Source organism: Gemmatimonas sp. UBA7669, from assembly GCF_002483225.1.
In the GTDB taxonomy this organism is placed as follows: domain Bacteria; phylum Gemmatimonadota; class Gemmatimonadetes; order Gemmatimonadales; family Gemmatimonadaceae; genus Gemmatimonas.
Genome location: NZ_DLHL01000026.1, coordinates 1 through 16988 on the forward strand (window position 1 = coordinate 1; position 16988 = coordinate 16988).

Below are 16988 nucleotides of genomic sequence, written 5' to 3' on the forward strand. Positions count from 1 at the left end.
ACGTCCACGGACTTGTTTCCCGTGACCTCGATCATATGTACCGCGAGCAAGGGTCCGAACCAGCGCCAGATCCGCGGACGGCGCTGGATGATCTGTCCCGTGTTCGTGGCAACGTAGACATCGGTTTTTCCGGGATCATCGAACCGGAATCGGTACGTCGGTACGGGGCGATTGAGATCCATGTATAACTGCGGCTCCGACCCGACGAAGACGAAGGACGGGTTCCCGATCACTTCCCGCCGCGCGATCTCACCCGCCTCGGCTGGATCGAGGCTCTCGATCGGCGCGCCGTCGGAATCGAACACGCGAGGCGCCTCGTCGAGTCGCGGAGTCACCACCCACACATCATTCTCTCCCAGCACTCGCCATTCGATGGCCTGCACCGGTCGCGAACTGTTGGGAAGCACGTTGGACAGGCGGGCCAGCACTTCAGCGGCCGTGGCAAGCGGCCGACCGGTCGAGAACCCGCCATTCCAATCAGCGTGGAAGCTGGACTTGCCGCGGAACGGGTCTTCCAGTGGGCCGAGGTTGAGCCAGAGGTATGCGCCCACCAGCACTTGAATGGTCAGAATGCCACCCGCCACGGCACCGAGCCGACGATGCAGAATTCGAACCGACCACCTTGCCGTCTCCTGCTGCGGATCGCTCGCTCGCACTGCGCCGCGAGGCCGACGCCACCAGAACAGCAGATACCCGAGGGCGGCGAGGACCATCACGCCCGCCGCGCAGAGGTAAAGCAGGGTCGTCCACGGCCACAGATGCGTCGTCAGCTGGTTCACGTGGAACGTGCGGTACCACCATTCGAACCGCTCCGAATCCGCGTTCAAGCGCCGTAGCGTGCGGCCCTCGTCGCGCGAGAGGATGAGTTGCGCCGACTGCGCGCCGGCCAGCTTGGCTCGGACGGCCTCCAGGCGTGGTGCCGCGTAGTAACGGTTGTACTCCGATGCGGGGGTCAAGCTGGAGACGTGGCTGCCCACCAGCGCCTCCCCGGCGACCACGGTGAGCAGCTCGTCGGACAGCGGATCGAGTCGCTGGCCCGTTCGCGCGTCGAACACCATCGCGAGCGCGTACGGAGTCGGCTTGACGACATACCAGAGATGCGCGCCGCGTGACTGCAATCGCAGCCAGTACACGCGCTCAATCGAGTGCTCCGCCGCGAGCTTCGCGAGCATCGCGTTCGGACTGACGCTGGCCTCGCTGAGAGGCACGTCGATCGAATTGTGGGGGTTCAGCTCGTAGCTCCCCGCGAGCCCGTTTTGCGCGTTCATCGTGACCAGCATCATCACGGCGGCGGATACCACCCACCCGAGCAGCGGCAGCGTGAGGCCCAAACCCAGCCAGCGATGCCACGCGGCCACATTGCGCTTCGTCCGTGAGCCGATCAATGAACGCTCCTCGTTACTCAACGTCGTAAGACAGACCCGTCAGGCGCGTCGAGCACGCGAGGGCACGGAACCACCGCCGGGGCGGTGGCATCGATCGGAACCGATGCCACCGCACCACGCGGCTACCAATTTAACCGAATCCCCGCCACGTAGTTCACGCCGGGCAACGGGTTGAAGAACCGTCCGGCGCCCGCGTTGATTTGCGGCTGCGAGGAGTACTTCTCGGAGAACAGGTTGTTCACCGCCACAAACGGCGCGACGTCCGTCCGCCCGACCCGGCGCGTCCACGCGGCACGCAGGTTCACGAGACGATACGCGGGATTCTCCGCGGTGTTGGCGTCATTGAGGAAGAACTTCCCGACTGACTGCACCTCGACGCCCCCGGAGAGGCCGCGTGCGCCCTGATAACGCAGTTCGAGGAATCCGTTGTGCTTCGGAATTCCCGGCAGCTCATTGCCACCAAAGTCGTTGGCCCCGGCCTCGTATCGAGCGTACGTAAAGTCCGAGTAGGTGTAAGTGCCCGCGAGGCTGAGCGACCCCGTCAGGGCATACTTCGCGCCGGCCTCGATGCCCTGCTGCTTGACTTCTGCCGCATTCACCAGCGCGCCGAACTGACCCGTGGCGGGTGCCGGTCGAACAAAATTCACGTTGACGGCTTGGTCACTCACCCGCTGGCTAAACACCGCGAGCTCGAAGGAACCGCGCCCAACCACTCCGCGCGTTCCCACCTCGAATGTCCGAATCGACAACGGCTTGACGACCTGATTCGTCACGAACTCTCCGTCTGTCCGCGGTGAATTGCGCAGCTGGCCAATGACCGGTGATTCGAAGGACTCGCTGAAGTTCGCGTACGCCGAGAGCGTCTGGCTGATGCGATAGGTCAACCCGAGCTTCGGGGTTACCCGCGTGAACGTGCGTGGCTCCGTCTGGGCCGCCCGCATCTTGTTCTGCTGCTTGAAGCGAATGTTGTCGTAGCGTGCACCCGCGGTGAGCGTCACCGCAGGGCCCAGTTCGAGCTCCTCCAGCACATAGACGCCGACACTTGTCGCCTGCTCGTCAAAGGCGGAAATCGCAGTGCCCGCAGCGGCGGTCCCCGGACGCCCCGTCGTCGTCGTCTGGATCGGTGTGTCGTGGAGGTCTACGCCGGTGGTGAAGCGACTCCCAATCGAGCCAAGCCGTCGCGTGGACAGCAAACGCATGGTGATGCCTCGATTCAAAAAGCTCTGCTGAAGGAACTGCGTCAACGCGGGGGCTTCGTGGATGGCGCGCGGCACGTAAAAAATCTGCGTCTCAATCTGTTCCGTTTCGCTGAGCGAGCGTGCCACGTTGAGCCCGAACCGGAATTCATCGAAGCGCCCGAAGTTGTTGAGACGCACACCGCCCACGCGGGTAAACGACGTCGAGTCTGCAATCCGCGGGGTCGCACGCATCTCATCGATCGTGAGCCCTCCAGGGACATCCTGCCCGAGGTTGTCGTACGACATCACACCAGTCACCGTACTTTTCGCGTCGGGCCGGTACACAAACTTTGACGAGAATCCCGTCTGGTCGAAGTTGGAGTTGTCGCGGTAGCCGTCCTGCTGCGTGCGCCAGGCGCTCACGAGATAGCTCACGTTCCCGTCGAACGCCTCGCCCGTGGCCTTGGCGTGCACCCTGGCGAAGCCGAAGCTCCCAGCGAGCACTTGCAGCTGACGACGGTCCGGCCCACCGGTCTCGCTGGTCATCGAGACGACGCCACCCGCTTGGTTGCCGTACAGCGTGGACGCCGGACCACGCAGTACCTCGATACCTGAAATCGACGACATGTCGAGGTTCGCGAGATCCTGTCCCGAGCCGCCGGCGTTGTTCTTCGGAATGCCGTCAATCATCAACCGGATGCTGCGGACACCGAACGAGTTCGATGAACCGGCGCCTCGGATGGCGATGGTGGCGCGAGAAGCGCCACCCAGTTGGTCACGGACGACAAGGCCTGGCACCGTACGCAGCGCCTCCTCGATGCTCGTGTTGCGTCGGCCAACGCCCTGAATGACTTCCTGCGAGACCAAGCTGACGGATGCCGGGACTTTTGCCAGCTCCTGACCGGTGCGGTTGGCGGAGATGACCACCTGCGCGAGCGCCGAGGGTACTGCGGTGAGGACGAAGTTCACCGAAGGATCCGTGCCATTCACGACGTCGACGGTCATTACGCTCGGGAGATATCCGATCGACGTTGCCCGAAGCTGGATGCGACCGACCGCCGCGAGGGGAAGGCTGTATCGACCATCGTCATCAGCGCGTGCCAATCGCTCCGCGCGTCCCCCCGCGTTGAGCAACTCCACGGTCGCGCGCGGCACTGGGGCACCCGTGGCGGACCGTACCTGACCTCGCACGGTGGCGGCGACCGCCGACTGCTGCGCTGAGAGAGATGTAGCCAACGTGCCGCCGAAACAGGCGATTGCTACGAGCGTACGCAACAAGCTCGAACCGGGACGTCTGACGAGAGAGCGCATGCGAAATGGGGTTGTTGAAGGGTGGCAACATTGGCTGACGCGCCGCCGATTTTACAGCGCGTAGTTTGTACGACAACAGATAAAACGCTACCGCGTGCCTTACGCAGTCGCAAGGCGTCTCCGACACCGCGTGCCCGGGTGCGCAGCTTCCTTCAGAACTGAAGCTGGTAGATCAGACTCACGTTCCGACCCGGATTGGCCGCAAAGCGCTTGATCCGACTCGCCGCGTCGAAGTAGCGCGCGTCCGCAAGATTGTCGACGCGCAGCGTCATCCGATGTAGGACGTTGCCGACGAGCCACTGCTGTCCGGCGCTCACGTTCACCAGCGTATACGCCGCGGTCGCAGCGTCCACGCCGCCCGTCACGCGATCCTGCTTGAATCCGTGCCGGATGTCCGTGGCCACGAACCGACGGGCGAGCTCCCAGCGCAGGCCGCCGCCGATCCGGGCAGGCGGCAGGAAAGGGAGTGGCCCGCCCCCGTCGGCCAATGCCCCTCGCACCAAGTCACCCGAAAGACTCGCGACCCACGCCTCGCCTACCCGCGTTTCGATGCTGCCCTCCACGCCGCGCAACGACGCGTTGGCCTGCACGAAGCGCGCGAGCGGCATCGGCGTGCCATCCACAATCGTGTCCGACAGAAAGTCCGTTGTGACGTAATTGCTGATTGCGTTGCTGTACGCGGCGACCTGCGCGCTCACGCGCCCGCTCCTCAGGCGCGCAATGAGTTCCGCACCCAGACTTCGCTCGGCACGCAGCGATGGGTTGCCCACGTCGTAGCTCCCATTCGCGGCGTGCACCCCGTTGGAGTGCAACTCCTCAACAGTCGGCGCGCGAAACGCGCTGGCAAGGGAGCCGCTGAGACTGAATGCGTCAGAGAGCCGAACACTGGCACCGAGCGAACCGGAGAAGTTATTGAAAGCGCTCGTCTGCGCCGGACCGAATTTTGCGTTCCCCGCGTCAGATGAAATTGCGTACCGGTCCCATCGCGCCCCAATCTGCAACTGCGTGCCCGAGTCGTGATCCCGCAGGCGGGACAGGGCAATCTCTTGGAACAAGAAGATCCCGAGACCGACTGAGTTGGCGCCGGGGGTAAGAGCCTCCTCTCCGCTCGCCGCGTACTGCTTAAAGAGCCCTTGTACTCCGAGCGCGCCCTTTACCCGCCCGAACCCGGTCGCCGCCTGCGCGTTCAGCGTCTGAGTCTTAAGGGAGAAGCTGGTCCCCACCTCGCCGCCGGGCTCAATCTCATCCTGCGCGAAGTCTTGGACCGTCCCCTCCACACGAAGGTACGAAATACGGCGTGAGCGTAGCTGCACGCCCCCCTTGCCGCTCAGGCCGACGCGCCGACCATTGAGCCGCACCCCGGCCTGCGGGTCTCCCGGCGCAGACGGGATCCCGTATTCGAAGTCGTAGACGCGCAGCGCGAGTCCCGCGTTCGCCCGCTCGCCGATCAGCCCGTATCCGACCGTAGCGTTGAGCGCGCGCGAGTCGGTGCCTGAGAGCGTGGTGCCACCCCCGGTGCGCAGGCTTCCAAGCTCTCGCAATCCGGCGCGCACCGAGACTGCGCTGCGGTCGCCGACGGCCATCGTGCCTCCGGCGCTGAACGCGCCTCCGGGCGTGACTGTCTCGCCCTGAGTCGCGACATATCCTTCGAAGTGCCCGGGCACCGCAGTCGGAATGTCATTCGATACCACATTTACGACCCCGCCCAGCGCGCTGTTGCCGTATAGCAGTGTGGCCGGTCCGCGCACCACCTCCAACCGCTGCGCCGCGAGCGGGTCTACAGAGATGCCGTGGTCCGCAGCCGAAGACGCGAGGTCGCCCGCTCGCTCACCATCCTGAAGAATGAGGATCCGGTCGCCAGTGAGTCCGCGAATGACCGGCATCGTCGCTACTGGTCCTGAATAGCGCTGACTCACACCGGGTTCTCCGGCCAGGGACGCGGCCACCGAGGAGCCGAGCGCACGCGACAGCGAACGCCCCGAGAGTTCCAGCGCCGCCTGCGTGAGACGGTCCGACTCGGTCCCGGTGGGCGATGCCGCTACGATCATCGCCGTGAGCCGCAGGGGGGTGGCGGTGAGGCGAATCGTCGCGAGCACCTCAGAATCCTCGGCCGGCACGCGCACCACCAGATGTCCCGGCGCGTATCCGAGGAGCATGACACTCAGATGATAGTCGCCGACCGGGACTCCACGAATGGTGAACTTCCCTTCAGCATCGGTCGTCGTAGCGCGGCCGAGCTCAGCGACGATCACCGTAGCATTGGGAAGCGCGACGCCAGCGGAATCGGTGACAATCCCGTGGACCTTGCCCGCCAGCGTGGCGGCCGAGCCAGTCGTTGCGGCGATTGGAGCGAGGAGGACGGTGGCGAACAACAGGAGTGCGCGTCGCATGAGACGACGCAATGAGTACGAAATCATGGGATGGACTGAGTCTGAGGGAAATGACGCGGCCAAGCGCCCGGAGTGGGCGCGGCGCAGACTCAGGTGACGGGAGGAGCTCTGGTCGGGGGGCGAAGGAAGGAGAAGGCTCGCAGGGGAGGCTGACACAGATCCAGCGTCGGCTCAGTCGCTCCAGCGTACGAGGGTGGAAGCAGCGGACCGCTGAGGGCCACCCACCCAGCCTGCCCCATCTGCTGACAGACTTGGCACACCGCGGGGTCGTGTAGCGGCGGACAGTTGGTCTCGCTCGCGTCCTGCCAGTGAGCTACGATGCGCTCTGCGTGATTGGTCTGAGCATCGAGCACAGGAATCGCGACCTGGATGGCCGCATACGCGAGCATCAGCAGGGTCGCCGCAAACCGCTTCATCGCCGAGCGCCCGGTGTTGGTGGACGCAGTGGCTCGCGCAAACATGGCAATGGTGAGCTTCATCAGCGCCAAGGAAGAAGAAGCGTGACTGAGATGTTCAGACAACCCTGACGGCGATTGACGAGTTCCGTCTGATGGAGCAATCCGGCTTCATCGAGGGCGCCGTCGCCGAACCCGGCGCTACTCGGGCCGCCGAGCTCTGTAGAGCGCGATTGTCCCCAACGACGTGTCCACGTGTCCCTCTTGAACGACCTGCTCGAATCCAGCCGCCACGAACAGCTCCGGCAACCGACCCGCGACGTTGTCGCGCGTGGTCGCCACACCATCCAGCGCCTGGACGATGAGAAACAGTGCACGCATCGTGGGACCGCTCGGGCGCCCCCAGTCGGCCACGTGCAACTCGCCCCCGGGGCGCAACACGCGGTACGCTTCCGCCGCTGCCTGCTGCTTGCTCTGCCAGGTGAGATGGTGGAAGAATAAGCTCGAGACACCCCGATCGAACGACGCACCTGCATACGGCAGCTCGTGTGCGAGTGCGCAGTCGAACGCGAGCAAGACCTCGGCCGCGGCGGCTTTGCGCGTGGCGATCCGGAGGACCTCGGGATCGCCATCCACGCCGACGATGCGAGTGCTCGGCTCCCTTCGCTTGATTCCAATCGTCAACGAGCCCGTGCCGCAGCCGAGATCAAGGATGTCCAGCTCCGGTCGCGTCACGGCCTGCGCAATCAGCGCGCCGCGGAAGCGGCGCTCGCGCGTCGTCAATGCGACAGCACGGTCGTACAGCGGCGTCAGGACCCGCAGGCCCAGCGCCGGAACATACGTCGAACCCTCGCGCTTTCCTCCTTCCGTTCCCGTCGAGATCAAAATGGCCTCACGTTGGGAGTTCCGACTCGGCCTGGCGTCGAGTCCGCCGAATGGCCGCTTCACCAAGATCCATCATCGCCGCAACGACACGCGGATCGAACTGTGTCCCTGCACCCGCTCGAATCGTCGAGACCGCCTCTGCGTGCGACACGGCACCACGGTACGGACGGACCGACGTCAGGGCATCGTACGCATCGACCACGGCGAAGATCCGCGCGCCGACAGGAATCGCGTCCCCGCTGAGCCCCTGCGGATAGCCGCGACCGTCGTATCGTTCGTGGTGCGTTAGGACGCACTCGGCCGCCTCCGCCGGGATGCCGACGCGACACAAGATGCGATACCCCGCGGCCGGATGCTCCCGCATGACGGCCTGCTCAGCGGACGTCAGGGGTCCGCTCTTGAGCAGGATCCCGTCCGGCACGGCAATCTTCCCCACGTCGTGCAGCAGCGCACCGAGTCCAACGGCCTCGCGCCGCGCGGCGTCGAGCCCGAGCCGACGGGACAAGAGCAGCGTGTACGCACGGACGCGCAGCGAGTGCTTCCCGGTGTCGTGCTCGCGCAAATCGAGCGCCGCCACCAGCCCCGTGACCGCCGCCGCATGCGCCTTCGCGATCTCGTCAAGGAGCCCGCGCTCGCGGTCGAAGAGGAGGCCCACCACGGCTCCGACGATCCACAACGTCACGAACTCGCCGAGCTGGTTGGCGCGCTCCATGGCGTCGGACGACCAGCGTAGCAAGGCGTGCAGCGCCAGCATCGTGCTCATCACGGCGGTCGCGCGGATCGAGCCCCGGAGGCCAAACCAGGCCGCTGCGACCCCCACCGGCAAGAAGTAGAGCTTGCGCGCCGCGATATGCAGCTGGTGCTGCGCGTGTGTTGCCGTCGGGATGGCGTAGTGCAACGTCGTGATCGCCAGCATCAGTCCGACCAACAGGACGATACGCCGCCGGTGCGACGGCGAGTCATCCCCTCCGTCCTCCGGCGTCGGCAACCAGGCTCTACGCTCAGGCGAAGACGTGCGTCGCGCCCTCAGTCGTGAACGCGATCACGTCGAAGGGCTCGGCCGGAGCGCTTTCCATTCCCGGTGATCCGCCCGGCATTCCAGGCACCGCGAGCCCCTTGACCGATGGACGCTCGGTCAGCAAGCGGACGAGCGCCGACGCTGGCACGTGCCCCTCGACCACATATCCCTCGACGAGCGCGGTATGGCACGACTGCAGCGCCGTCGGAACGCCGAACTCGCGCTTGACGGCACCGATGTCCTGCGCGAAGGTCGTCTCGATGCGAAACCCCGCCTCCTCCATCCGGCGAGCCCAGAGATGGCAGCACTGGCAGGCACTCGACGCGTGGAGGGCCACCAGCACCGGCGTTGTGACGGACTCCTCGCCGGACCGCCGAGACCACCACGCCGTGGCGGCCAGCGAAGCGCCGCCTAGCGCCGCCGCCAGCCACGTGCGCCGAGCGAATCGGCGTCCCGGGGACTGCTTCCTCTGACTGACCTGATCCGCGGATCTCCGCTGGCCTTCGTTCGAACTCAACACGTTACCTCCTTTGAATAGGTGCCGCCGGGCGGCGTCTACTGTTCGCCGCACACAGCCTGATGAATGCACAAACCGAGACAACCCTTCGCTTCTCCTGCGTGCCCGGCGCCACGCGAGCCGCGGCCCGTCCCGTCAGGTGTCGCGAAAACACGTCACTCCCAGGTCCGCCCTACCTCCACAACCGCAGCCCCGCGACGATCAGCGTCTCGCTGGCCGATTCACCAGCAAGCCGCGCCAACTCCGCGCTCCGCCCATAGCCACGCTCCCAGACCACGCCGAGATACGGCGCGAACTCACGCCGAATCTCGAACCGTGTACGCAACCCGAACGAAGTACTGCTCAACCCTCGCCCGACGCCGAACGCGTCGTCGTCCTTGAGTGACAGGGTGGACTCCAGGCGCGGCTGCAGCACGAGCCGTTGCGTCAGGAAGAGGTCGTACGAGGCGGTCAGATCGAAGGAGAGATTGCCGTCCGTCGTGACGAACAGCGACGGCTCGAGCTCGAACCAGCCCGGCGCCAATCCCTGCAGACCGACCAAGGCGCCCGCTCGCGACGCGCTCGCGCCCGGTGCCGTGCGCACGTCGGCGCGGGCGCCCAACTGCACGTCCCACCACGGCGTGAGCATCCGGCCATAGAGCACTTGGTACTCGCCGTGCGTCGCGCGCCCACTGGTCGCGGCGCTGCCGTCGGCCTTGAACCACAGGCGGCGGCTCGCTCCGCCGGTCCACGCGAGCACATCGAAAAGCAGGGGACGTGCAGCACCGGCCGCGTCGTACTCCAGCACTTCCGTCAGCACGAAGGTCTCTCGCCCCCACCTCATTCCGTGGGAGGCATCGTGCGGTACGCTATCGCGCCCTTGTGCGTGGACGCGGCCAGCCGACGAAAAGAGCACCGTGCTCGCGCTGAGAAGTCCCGCCAGCAGCAGCGACGTCCGCCGGCCTCGACGTTCACTCGGCATCGCCATGCCCCTCGTGGCCGGTCGGCGCACTCACGCGCACTTCACGAAACATCCCGACCTCCATATGGTAGAGCACATGGCAATGAAACGCCCATCGCCCAGGGGCGTCCGCCGTGACCAACAGCGACACGCGTTCCGCCGGCTTCACATTGATTGTGTGAATCCGCGGGCTGCGGTCGCCCTGTCCGTTCTCCAACTCCATCCACATCCCGTGCAAGTGCATCGGGTGGTTCATCATCGTGTCGTTCACCATCGTCAAGCGAATCCGCTCGCCGTAGGTGAACTCGATGGGCTCCGCTTCATCATAGGGCACACCGTCGATGGCCCACGTGAAGCGCTCCATATTGCCGGTGAGGTGAATCTCGATCTCCCGCGTCGGCGCGCGAAACTCCGCGTAGGGAGCCGCGGATCGCAGCTGCGAGTACAGCAACACGCGACGGCCATCCTCGCCCAGGCCCGCACCCGGCTCGGCGAGTCGACTCTTCGTACTCATTGGGACCATCGCGTTGCCATTGCCGTGCGTCTCCGCGCCGTGTGGTGTTTCCGGCGGCAACGTTCCGGGGGCGCGCAACGCCGCCGCATCCCCCATCGCCGACATATCGTGGCCCGCGTGCTCATCATCGGCTGCGGCTTTCGCCGGAGCGCTGGGCGGCATGTCGTGTCCCATCTCGGCGTGGTCCATCCCGTCCATCCCACCCATCGCGGAGTGATCCATCCCCATATCAGCCATCGTGAGCAGCGGACGGCGCCGACGCGGCGGAAGGTCGGCGAGCACTCCGGCGCGAGGCGCCAACGTCGCTGCGGTGAAGCCGCTGCGATCCATCGCCTCGGCGTACACGGCGTAGGCCCGGTCGTCGGGGAGCTGCACAATCACGTCATACGTTTCTGCAATCGCGATGCGGAACTCCTCAGTCTCCACGGGCTCCACTGGCTGCCCGCTCACTTGCACGACGGTCATCGGTAGGCCCGGTACGCGTACATCGAAGTACGAACCCGCCGCCGCGTTGATCACGCGAAGCAGAACGCGTTCTCCCGGCGCGAACTGCGCCGTCCAAGGCTCCTCGGCGGTGCGGCCGTTCAGCAGGTAGCTGTACGTCGCGCCAGTGACGTCCGCGATGTCCGTCGGATTCATCCGCATTCCGGCCCACATCCAGCGATCACTGATGGTGGCCGAGAATCCGTCGCGCGCGACGTCTCGGAAGAAGTCGGCCACCGTCCGGCGCTGATAGTTGTACGCGTCCGGCTGCTTCTTGAGCCGCGAGAGGACGCGGTACGGGTTCTCGAAGGTCCAGTCGGACAGCACCAGCGCGTGCTCGCGGTCATAAGCGGGGCCGCTGCGCTCGGCCGGCTCGATGATCAATGCGCCGTAGTGGCCAAGCTGTTCCTGCAACCCGGAGTGGCTGTGATACCAATAGGTGCCAGCCTGCTTCACCGCGAATCGGTACTCGAAGGTCTCGCCGCGTCGAATGCCCGGAAAGCTTAAGCCCGGCACGCCATCCATCTCGGGCGGCAAAATGATGCCGTGCCAGTGGATGGAAGTGTCTTCCGACAGCGTGTTCCGCACCCTGATGACGGCTTCTTCGCCCTCGCGGAATCGCAGCACAGGCCCGGGCACGGTCCCATTGATCGTCGTCGCGCGGGCGTTCCGCCCATCGAGTCGCACAATGGTTTCGGCGATAGTGAGGTCGTACTCGCGCACGCCGCCGGGCGCAGGAGCAAGCGCGGGTAGACCGGGGTTCAGAGAAGGTGCTGTGGCAACGCCCGCGCGGAGCGGTTCGGGTAGCGCAGCCGCAGCGCCGAGGAGTGCACCAGCCTCGAGGAAGCTCCGGCGCGAGACGTGGAAGTTTTGACGCGGTTGAGTCACGGTAATAGTTCGCTTGACACGAGAAGAATGGGCCATCGGGCTAAGAACGGCGCCTAACCGAAAGCTAGGCCCGTGTTTTACGTTCTGTAAAGCCCCTCTTCTCCACCCTGCATCCTTTGGCACTTGCCGACTGCAGTTCACACAGAGTAGACTCTATTGACAGGTTCGTCGTTCCTTCCCCTTTTCTCCAACCTCCTCGCCCTAATGTCTGGTATCTCTCGCCGCCTCGCCGTTGCCGTCGCGATGACCGTTGCACTCGCAGGCCGCGCCAACGCGCAGGACCACGCACACGCTGGCCACCAAGCGACGCCGAGCGCTGAGGTCGCGTCCGTGATTCAGGCGATCCAGGCGCTCTTCGCTGCCGCGGAGCGCGGCGACCTCGCGGCCCTCGATTCGATCTACGCCGGTGACAGCCTCCTGGTCATTGAGGGCTCCGGCATCAATCGCGGGTGGACGGACTATCGCGACAATCACCTCGCGCCGGAACTCAAGGAGTTCAGCAACTTCCGGTATCGGCCCTTCGAAATTGAAGCGCGCGTGTCCGGCAATCTTGCGTGGGCCACGTTTCGCTACGCGCTGAGCGCGGACCTGCCCAACGGCAAGGCTGACGTGGTTGGGCGCGGCACCGCGATTCTTGAGCGCCGTGGCGCGCGATGGGTCGTGCGCCTGACGCACACGGCTAGCCGTGCCCGCCGGCCCAGTGATCCGCCGATGCCCTGAGTCATCGCGGTTGCCGCACCGACCCTCTCGCCCCTAGAGTCAGAGTATGTCACCTCGCAAGCGTCGTATCCTTTCTCCCAAGTCACCCCGGCTCCCGGAGACGATGAATCTCTCAGGGAGCGGGGTTGGCACCGTCTTAGGTGAGCTCGAATCCCGACTGATGCGACTGTGCTGGGACGCCGCGCGGCCACTGAGTGCGCGAGAGATTCACGACCGTCTGCGGGCTGAGCATCCTGTTTCACCCCTGACGAGTACGACGGTGCTCAATCGCCTCGTGCGCAAGGGGTTTCTGTCGCGCGGGCGCGTGGATGGGTTGCTGCATTTCACGGCGCGCGTGGACGAGCCGGAGTTTGTCTCGCAAGCTTCGCGGCGGGCGGTGGAGGGTATCCTCTCGCTCGGTGCCGAAGCGGTGACGGCGTCGATCGTCGACGTGCTCGCCGAACGCGATCCCGAGCAGCTAGCCGAACTCGCACGCCTGATTCGTCGCAAGCTTCGCGAGCAGGACGGTTAACGCGATGGCGTCGGCGAGCGCCGGCGTCCGCCCCCCTGTCATACGCCGGGAGGAGCGACGCCGGCGCCTCTTGCTCTTCGCAATTGTCGCCCTGCTGCTCCTCGGCGTCACGCCAGTCGTCGGACATCACGTGCTCGGCGCGGTACCGTGGCTCTCGGCCGAGCAACATCATCTCGCGATGCTGTGCTTGGTCGCGTTGCACCAATTTCTTGAGCCCGTGCACGACATTGCGCATTGGCTGCTCTACGCGGGCGTCGTGTTCGTTGTATTGGAGCGGGGGCGGGTGCTGTGGCGACACGGACGCGTCATGCGCGACCTTCCACAAGCGCGCGTGAGCCCAGACTCTGCGATGGGACGTGCCGCGCTCGCGGCAGGACTTCGCATCGAGCAAGTGTGGGCCGTGCGTGGACTACCGATGCCTGCCTTTACGACGGGTTGGGTTCGGCCACGGGTCGTCGTTGCGACCGACCTCAGCGAGCGACTTACACCTGACGAGCTCACCGCCGTGCTCGCGCACGAAGCCGTGCACCTGCGGCGACGCGATCCGCTGCGTCTGTTCGCACTTCGCTCGCTGGCCTCGTTGCTGTTTTGGCTTCCCGTCCTTCGCCGAGTCGCCGCTGACTTGGAGGACGAGGTGGAGATCACGGCTGACGATGAAGTGGCGCTGTGCCTCGCGTTGCCGCTCGCCTCAGCTGTGCTCAAGCTCGGCGGGGGGGCATCGACTCCCGTTGCCGCGACAGTGGGATTTCAGCGCGCCGATTTGTTGCCGCGCCGCATTCGGCGTCTTGCCGGCGAGGATGCACTGGTGGTATCACACACGTCCACGCGTTCGCTCATTGCGGCATCGGTGGCATTGCTCCTTGCTTGGAGTTCCGGCGTGATGGTGTTGCATCCACTCAGCGACCCGGGCCAGCACGCAGCCCACGGGCCAGCGCATTGCGACCATCCGGAGGCGAACCCACTCACGCATCTCTTCTGCCGCGGCTGGTCGTTTGGGGGCGATGGATGCCCGCACGAGGCCGCGCGTCGCTCAACGCCGTAATGCCTGCACCGGAAGGCGACGAAGGGTTGTGCCCTTGCGGCGCGGCCAGCCGACAGTAATATTTTACACACAGTAAAGCGCCTTCACCCACTCCTGCTCCCCTATGCGCAATTCCCTTCGTTCGCTTGCCTTCATCGCTGTACTTGCCCTCGCCATCCCGCTGAGCGCCGCGAGCGCCCATCCTCGCCTGCTCAAGTCGACGCCAGCCGCCGACAGTCGCTCCGCAGAAGCGCCACGCGAAGTTGCGCTCACGTTTAATGAATCACTTGATCTCGCGCTCACCCGCGTGACGTTGCACCACGGCGAGATGGCCATCCGCTTGGGAGCGCTTCAGTTCGCCCAGGGCGACGACAAGACCGTGACCGCGAGCATTGTCGGTTCCCTCGCGCCGGGTCGCTACACCGTTCGGTGGCAAGTCACGGGTGATGACGGTCATCCAGTGCGTGGCACGTTCACGTTCGAGGTCCTCGCGGCACGCTCCGCAGCGCCGCCATCCTCGCATCGTGAGCTGACCGCTCGATGATGGAGAGCGTCTTCGGGGTCGAGTCTCCGGCCTTCGTGGCAATTCGGGCGGTACTGTCCGCCTGCACGGTTCTGCTACTGGGCGCGCTCGCATTGCGATTCGTGGTATTGCGTCGTTATGAAGGGCCGGATGCTCGGGAGTTGCGGGATGCCATCGACTCCACGCTTCCGCGGTGGATCTTCGCACTCGGGTTGGTGGCACTGCTCGCAACGTTGGCGAGACTCGGCGCGCAGCACGCTGCGGTGTTCGGTGGTGATGTTGCACCGTCGGGCGAGTCGCTCTCCGCACTCCTGTTTCGCGCGGGGTGGGGGCGCACGTGGTTGGTGGCGCTAGCCAGTGCGGTCGCAGTGACTTGGGTCGCACCTCGACTACGACAGAACACCACAGCAGGGTGGGCGACTCTCGCCGGCGCAGTTTTCGCGTTCACTGTGACGCAACCGTGGTCTGGTCATCCCGCAGCTGCGGCGGAGCCGATGCTGGCGATCGCGACGCAGTTCGTCCATGTGGTCGGCGCCGGTGGATGGCTCGGGAGCCTGGCGCTGCTGACGTTCGTTGCGGTCCCTGCTGCGGGTCGAGTGAGCACAGAGCATGCAAGCAGCGCCGATGCGCGAATCGCCGCACTTGTGCGTGCGTTCAGTCCCACGGCTCTCATCTTTGCCTCGGTGCTTGCGGTCACGGGTCTCGCGACTGCATGGGTCAACCTCGGTAGTGCGGCCGCGCTTTGGCAAAGCGTGTACGGGCGCACGCTTCTGCTTAAGCTTGCGCTTCTCGGGGTTGTAGCTGGGACGGGCGCATACAATTGGCGGCGTGTGCTTCCGTCGCTCGGCCAGTCAAATGGTAGCGCGGCGCTGCGACGGTCTTCACTCGTGGAACTCGCGGCGGGAGTGCTCGTGCTGGTGGTGACTGCGGTGCTTGTCGCCACTCCAATGCCTGGCGAATAGCGCGTAGGACAGGGCCGGCATAACGAAGCTTGCTGGCTGACAGCCACGCTATTGTAGCGCCCGCTTCGCGGGCGCATTTTATGGAGTGTCTGCAGCAGAAGCACACGTTACACCCAAATCATGTGAGAAATCGTTGACATCGACTCTGTCAGAACGTTCAGCTCGCCGTTGGCTCATCTTCAGCGGCTTGTGCTTCGGAGGCTCGCTGATCTTGGCACCATTCTCAAGTGGTCTGAGCCGCTGGCTGGTGCCGCTCAGTACCGGGTGCACGGCGGTCAGCTGGTTTTTCCTTTGGCGGGCGGCACGAAGGGCCGGTTCCGTGCCTACGGATCAGTAGGGATGGCAGGGCTCCTTCATTTGCCGCGCGCCCCGATTCGCCTCCCGGAGACCGCGTACGCTCGCGCAGGTCGTGCCGGGCGCGTTCGGCTATCGGCTGACGGTGGTCAAAGCGGGCGCGACGCCGCACTATTCAGAAAGCCCCCATGTTCAAGACAACAGAATACTTCGCGTACACTCGGGCCAGGGCCGACCGCGCCGCGATTCGGGACGAATGGATCGTGCGGGCGATCGAACATCCGCTTGCCGAGGCGACCCAAGGGGATGGCCGGATTCGTCGATGGGTCTACATTCAAGAGGTAGGGCGGTACCTCCGGGTGGTGCTACTTTCGGACGCGCTCACGGTCCACAACGCCTTCTTTGACCGCAGGTTCGAGCCATGAACGTCAAGTACTTCAGGGATACGGATACGGCGCTACTCGAATTTTCGGACGCCGAAGTGGAAGAGACGCGCGAGATCAGTGAGAACGTCTATGTCGATCTCGACAAGGCAGGCAATCTGGTGAGCATGACGATCGAACATGCGGCGACCGTGGCGCGCCTGCCGCATGTGCGCATCGAGGAGATCGACGCGAGCGCGGCGTAACGTTGCTCGCTGCGCTTCGCGTGGGCACGGTCGCTGGCATCCCCGCCGAACAGGTCTTGCGCTCTTTCCGCGCCAAGCTCGCCCAGTTGTGGCCCGCGAGCTCACGTTGCGCGGGAGGAGTCCGAGGTTGCTTCGCACCGTGATGTCGCCGTTCGCCGTTGCTCGGCGAGGCCATTTCTCAGTACTTCTATCGAAAAGGGTTCTATGGCGATCGTCACCATCTCTACGAGGTTCCAGGTCGTCATTCCCCGGGAAATCCGGAAGGCGCTGCGACTCGAGCCGGGCCAGAAGGTGCAGGCCCTCCAATACCAGAACCGGGTCGAGTTCATCCCCGTGCAGTCTATGAACACGATGCGGGGCTTCCTTAAGGGGATCGACACGACGAGCGTCCGCGAGTAGGACCGCGTGTGAACCTGCTCGATGCC

The 16988-nt window shown here is 65.1% G+C and carries 17 protein-coding genes; 9 read left to right on the top strand and 8 right to left on the bottom strand.

Going from position 1 to position 16988, the window contains the following annotated elements:
* The 3 genes from B2747_RS07275 to B2747_RS07285 all read right to left on the bottom strand — a co-directional run.
* The coding region (locus tag B2747_RS07275) for a hypothetical protein (RefSeq protein WP_291158525.1) at positions 1–1358 on the bottom strand (1358 nt) is incomplete at its 3' end.
* A 149-nt stretch (positions 1359–1507) separates the two neighbouring features.
* Positions 1508–3874 (bottom strand): TonB-dependent receptor, encoded by a 2367-nt coding sequence (locus B2747_RS07280; RefSeq protein ID WP_291158527.1) that lies wholly within the window; start codon positions 3872–3874, stop codon positions 1508–1510.
* A 152-nt stretch (positions 3875–4026) separates the two neighbouring features.
* Positions 4027–6264, bottom strand: coding sequence for a TonB-dependent receptor (locus B2747_RS07285; RefSeq protein WP_291158529.1), 2238 nt, complete (start codon positions 6262–6264; stop codon positions 4027–4029).
* 369 nt (positions 6265–6633) lie between these two features.
* Between B2747_RS07285 and B2747_RS07290 the strand changes: the two genes are divergently transcribed.
* Positions 6634–6768, top strand: a complete 135-nt coding sequence (locus tag B2747_RS07290) for a hypothetical protein (RefSeq protein WP_291158531.1) — start codon at positions 6634–6636, stop codon at positions 6766–6768.
* A gap of 92 nt (positions 6769–6860) precedes the next feature.
* Here B2747_RS07290 and B2747_RS07295 read toward each other — a convergent pair whose 3' ends face one another.
* The 5 genes from B2747_RS07295 to B2747_RS07315 all read right to left on the bottom strand — a co-directional run bounded on the left by B2747_RS07295 (position 6861) and on the right by B2747_RS07315 (position 11940).
* Entirely contained in the window at positions 6861–7607 is a 747-nt protein-coding gene (locus B2747_RS07295) for a class I SAM-dependent methyltransferase (protein WP_291158532.1), read from the bottom strand.
* Positions 7552–8460 carry an HD-GYP domain-containing protein gene (locus B2747_RS07300; protein ID WP_291158535.1) on the bottom strand — a complete coding sequence of 303 codons (909 nt, stop codon included), beginning with the start codon at positions 8458–8460 and terminating at the stop codon, positions 7552–7554. The genes B2747_RS07295 and B2747_RS07300 overlap by 56 nt, the downstream gene beginning before the upstream one ends.
* Before the next feature lie 85 nt (positions 8461–8545).
* Positions 8546–8905: a DUF411 domain-containing protein gene (locus tag B2747_RS07305; RefSeq protein ID WP_291158537.1), complete on the bottom strand. Its 360-nt coding sequence runs from the start codon at positions 8903–8905 to the stop codon at positions 8546–8548.
* A gap of 346 nt (positions 8906–9251) precedes the next feature.
* On the bottom strand, positions 9252–9878 hold the full coding sequence (locus B2747_RS07310) for a copper resistance protein B (RefSeq protein WP_291158539.1): 627 nt from the start codon (positions 9876–9878) through the stop codon (positions 9252–9254).
* A gap of 151 nt (positions 9879–10029) precedes the next feature.
* Positions 10030–11940: a copper resistance system multicopper oxidase gene (locus B2747_RS07315; RefSeq protein WP_291158582.1), complete on the bottom strand. Its 1911-nt coding sequence runs from the start codon at positions 11938–11940 to the stop codon at positions 10030–10032.
* 294 nt (positions 11941–12234) lie between these two features.
* Between B2747_RS07315 and B2747_RS07320 the strand changes: the two genes are divergently transcribed.
* From B2747_RS07320 to B2747_RS07355, 8 genes are all read left to right on the top strand, one after another.
* Positions 12235–12624, top strand: coding sequence for a YybH family protein (locus tag B2747_RS07320; RefSeq protein WP_291158541.1), 390 nt, complete (start codon positions 12235–12237; stop codon positions 12622–12624).
* Between the two features lie 103 nt (positions 12625–12727).
* Positions 12728–13135 (top strand): BlaI/MecI/CopY family transcriptional regulator, encoded by a 408-nt coding sequence (locus B2747_RS07325; protein ID WP_291158543.1) that lies wholly within the window; start codon positions 12728–12730, stop codon positions 13133–13135.
* Between the two features lie 178 nt (positions 13136–13313).
* Positions 13314–14177 carry a M56 family metallopeptidase gene (locus B2747_RS07330; protein WP_291158584.1) on the top strand — a complete coding sequence of 288 codons (864 nt, stop codon included), beginning with the start codon at positions 13314–13316 and terminating at the stop codon, positions 14175–14177.
* A gap of 103 nt (positions 14178–14280) precedes the next feature.
* Complete coding sequence (locus tag B2747_RS07335) at positions 14281–14700, top strand: copper resistance CopC family protein (protein WP_291158546.1); 420 nt, start codon at positions 14281–14283, stop codon at positions 14698–14700.
* Positions 14697–15641 carry a copper resistance D family protein gene (locus tag B2747_RS07340; protein ID WP_291158548.1) on the top strand — a complete coding sequence of 315 codons (945 nt, stop codon included), beginning with the start codon at positions 14697–14699 and terminating at the stop codon, positions 15639–15641. Before B2747_RS07335 ends, B2747_RS07340 begins: the two co-directional genes overlap by 4 nt.
* A 482-nt stretch (positions 15642–16123) precedes the next feature.
* Positions 16124–16360 (top strand): hypothetical protein, encoded by a 237-nt coding sequence (locus B2747_RS07345; RefSeq protein ID WP_291158550.1) that lies wholly within the window; start codon positions 16124–16126, stop codon positions 16358–16360.
* Complete coding sequence (locus B2747_RS07350) at positions 16357–16563, top strand: DUF2283 domain-containing protein (protein ID WP_291158552.1); 207 nt, start codon at positions 16357–16359, stop codon at positions 16561–16563. The genes B2747_RS07345 and B2747_RS07350 overlap by 4 nt, the downstream gene beginning before the upstream one ends.
* Positions 16564–16767: 204 nt before the next feature.
* Entirely contained in the window at positions 16768–16962 is a 195-nt protein-coding gene (locus B2747_RS07355; protein WP_291158554.1) for an AbrB/MazE/SpoVT family DNA-binding domain-containing protein, read from the top strand.
* The last annotated feature ends 26 nt before the right edge of the window (positions 16963–16988 follow it).

What these genes read in the sequence shown, in the direction of transcription:
- B2747_RS07335 (WP_291158546.1), top strand. Translation starts at nt 14,281, where the DNA reads ATGCGCAATTCCCTTCGTTCGCTTGCCTTCATCGCTGTACTTGCCCTC.
- B2747_RS07355 (WP_291158554.1), top strand. Translation starts at nt 16,768, where the DNA reads ATGGCGATCGTCACCATCTCTACGAGGTTCCAGGTCGTCATTCCCCGG.
- B2747_RS07325 (WP_291158543.1), top strand. Translation starts at nt 12,728, where the DNA reads ATGAATCTCTCAGGGAGCGGGGTTGGCACCGTCTTAGGTGAGCTCGAA.
- B2747_RS07350 (WP_291158552.1), top strand. Translation starts at nt 16,357, where the DNA reads ATGAACGTCAAGTACTTCAGGGATACGGATACGGCGCTACTCGAATTT.
- B2747_RS07290 (WP_291158531.1), top strand. Translation starts at nt 6,634, where the DNA reads ATGGCCGCATACGCGAGCATCAGCAGGGTCGCCGCAAACCGCTTCATC.
- B2747_RS07340 (WP_291158548.1), top strand. Translation starts at nt 14,697, where the DNA reads ATGATGGAGAGCGTCTTCGGGGTCGAGTCTCCGGCCTTCGTGGCAATT.
- B2747_RS07285 (WP_291158529.1), bottom strand. Translation starts at nt 6,264, where the DNA reads ATGCGACGCGCACTCCTGTTGTTCGCCACCGTCCTCCTCGCTCCAATC.
- B2747_RS07315 (WP_291158582.1), bottom strand. Translation starts at nt 11,940, where the DNA reads ATGGCCCATTCTTCTCGTGTCAAGCGAACTATTACCGTGACTCAACCG.
- B2747_RS07345 (WP_291158550.1), top strand. Translation starts at nt 16,124, where the DNA reads ATGTTCAAGACAACAGAATACTTCGCGTACACTCGGGCCAGGGCCGAC.
- B2747_RS07300 (WP_291158535.1), bottom strand. Translation starts at nt 8,460, where the DNA reads ATGCTGGCGATCACGACGTTGCACTACGCCATCCCGACGGCAACACAC.
- B2747_RS07280 (WP_291158527.1), bottom strand. Translation starts at nt 3,874, where the DNA reads ATGCGCTCTCTCGTCAGACGTCCCGGTTCGAGCTTGTTGCGTACGCTC.
- B2747_RS07330 (WP_291158584.1), top strand. Translation starts at nt 13,314, where the DNA reads ATGCTGTGCTTGGTCGCGTTGCACCAATTTCTTGAGCCCGTGCACGAC.